Source organism: Legionella sp., assembly GCF_049790535.1.
Taxonomy (GTDB): Bacteria; Pseudomonadota; Gammaproteobacteria; order Legionellales; family Legionellaceae; genus Legionella.
This window is the reverse complement of the sequence record NZ_JBAQZB010000062.1, coordinates 1-2571: the sequence shown is the minus strand read 5'-3', so window position 1 is coordinate 2571 and position 2571 is coordinate 1. Positions and strand designations below refer to the sequence as shown.

Genomic DNA, 2571 nt, shown 5'->3' with positions numbered 1-2571 from the left:
TTACTGAAAAAGAAGGCGCTCAAATGAACTCAAAAGCTCATAAAAATTTTTTAATAGTTGAGGATAACACGATTTGCCAACAAATCTACAAATTCACGTTTAACCAATTAAAATGCCCTTTTACACTCGCAGGGACCGCAAAAGAAGCCCTCGGCTTCGTGAACCAACATCGCTATCTGTAACAGATCGCAATCATAAATCACTCGGCTCGCAAACAGAGTTCTAATTTGACCCAAATTAAATGCGAATATAATTCATTTTTGGCCTACTTTAATTGCCACTAGCCAAAAGTCGACCCACATTAATTGCGAACCGTAACATTTAGGGGTATTCTAGTTTATTTATCAAATATTTAACTGGTTAGTAAATCAATCTTTAATACTGTATTAGATAAAGTAAAGGAAATTAGGCGCAATTATTTGTAAAATTGCCTCGCTTAATAGCGAAATTTTAAGGGAACGCCGAAATGATAGGGAGAGCTTAAAAGGAAAATCAATAGGAGTAAGTTGTACAATGAAGTATCTAGGAAAATTAACGAGTGCTACTTTAATGGCTCTTGCTATTAGTGCGCACGCAGGATGGAACGGCAATACAGCGCATAGTAGAGCAAATTGCCTAAGTTTTAATGAGTCAGTTACATGGAATTGGCAAGCATATCATTGGTGGGAAGTTCGTTCAGTTCACATGCCAACTGCTGGGAAAAGAGGTGTGCCTCACAGCGTTACGGACTGGATGAAATACACATGGCGTTCCGCTGCTTTTGATAATTCAGATAATTTTCAAGGGTTTTGGCAGTCTCAAGGCTATCATTTCTACATGGATGATTACGGACGTAAAATTTATGATGCTTATACAGAAGCAACAGATTGTTCTCCGTATGACGGATGGTGGGATAAGAACAAGTTGACTAATGCCAATATGAACTCAAGGAATGTTAAATGAACAAAATATCTACTTTAATCTTATGTGCTTTACTCACCGATGTTGTCTGTGCTGATGGAAATGGGTTAACAACCCAAGAATTGCATTTTTCTAAGGAGCGAATTCAACAGCTTATAGATGAGCAGAAAAAGCATCCGGGAGTTCCGCCTAAATATACGCCAGAAGAAGAATATGAAATATTTGGTAAGGATGGCTTACCTTCGCCAAACAGCGGTGTAAAAATAGAACAATTTAATTCATTCGCATTTAAGCATGGTGAAGCATCAATCATTAAAAGTAATATTAATGAATTTAAGAAAAACGGCTACATCAAAAAATACAATCAAAATGCTGTAGCATTAAGCACTATAGAGCAAAGTGCAAATGAGCAATTTAAATCATTTGCTGTTTATCAAAAGAAGCCGTATGACACGAGAATGCGTCATACTTGGCGAGAATTGGTGGTTGCTTATAATTACAAGCCTGTTAATGATGCTTTGATTGAAAAGACAATTGGCTTTGCGCCAGAAAGTACTTACATCAAGGAAGGCTGGACTGGAGTAGTTCATTTCTTTGTACCTAAAGACAAGCCTTTGGTATGTGCTTATCATGAAGTTAGTGTCCCATTAACAGGTACTTCAGCCATATTAAATCAAGAAACCACGTCCTATGACATTAACAACAAAGTAACAACTATAGGAGTTGCAGGTGATCTACCGTCTGGCTTTCTGTATGAGATAATGTGGTGGGATAAAGATTTTAGAAGACAATTACAATGTTCTGCTAATAATTATTCTAAGTCAATCAAGAATCAGATTATCGAATTAGCCAAAGAAATCGACAATGGGTAATAAAATGAAATGTAGGAGACCATGGTTCTATTTTGGAGTTCTTTCAGGATTCTTATCTGGCTTTCTATATTTTGCTTATAATGTTTACACTTATGGAAACAATAGAGGTGTTGGCCCTTATAATGGTAGTCATTATCAAAACCATTATAGCCCATAGGAGTTAGACAAATGAAAGTCCTTCAATTTTGTACTGGATTTATGATTGGCCTTGGATTATGGGGTTTAACTCTGATGATCTTATTAATTCTCAATTAACCTATAATCACCGCTTAACTTATCCCCAGTTTCTGGGGGTCATACTGTAAAGTAACCCAATGGTTTCTTTTAAAAAGCCAAAGTATTTTTTGCTCTTCAGTTACAGGAATAAGTATTTTTTTGCTGCAAATCACCATTTTCAGAAAGCTTTTTTAACCCCTGGCTAATAGTTTGGAGCATTTGAGCATTTTTGTTTTCAGTATCAGTTGATGGAGATAGAACTAATCCGACTTGTGATATTGGCGTAATCAATACTGATAAAAATCCAGCTTATGGTCAAGCGATTAAAGAGTTAAAACAGGAGGGTACTCTTGCTGAACGTGTTCAGCACTTACAAATTAAATACCGTAATAATCGCCTGGAAGCAGCTCATGGAAAGCTTAAGCGCCTTATTAACCCAGGCAGGGGATTTCAGTCCATGAAAACTGCCTATGCAACGATTAAAGGTTTTGAGATTATGCGGATGTTTAAAAAAGGACAGTTCAATATCTGGTTGTATGGAACTCGAACCGAAGTATCTTTCATCAAGGAACAGTTCGGCCTA

The 2571-nt window shown here is 36.7% G+C and carries 3 protein-coding genes and 1 pseudogene; all 4 read left to right on the top strand.

Annotated features, from left to right (window positions below):
• Positions 1-182 (top strand): hypothetical protein (locus WA877_RS03370; protein ID WP_425169520.1); only part of this gene is annotated, 182 nt, incomplete at its 5' end.
• Positions 183-513: 331 nt separating this feature from the next.
• A complete protein-coding gene (locus WA877_RS03365) occupies positions 514-942 on the top strand; it encodes a hypothetical protein (protein WP_425169519.1) in 429 nt (142 codons plus the stop codon).
• On the top strand, positions 939-1772 hold the full coding sequence (locus WA877_RS03360; protein WP_425169518.1) for a hypothetical protein: 834 nt from the start codon (positions 939-941) through the stop codon (positions 1770-1772). The genes WA877_RS03365 and WA877_RS03360 overlap by 4 nt, the downstream gene beginning before the upstream one ends.
• Before the next feature lie 502 nt (positions 1773-2274).
• Positions 2275-2571, top strand: a pseudogene (locus tag WA877_RS03355) (DDE-type integrase/transposase/recombinase); the annotation flags it as partial.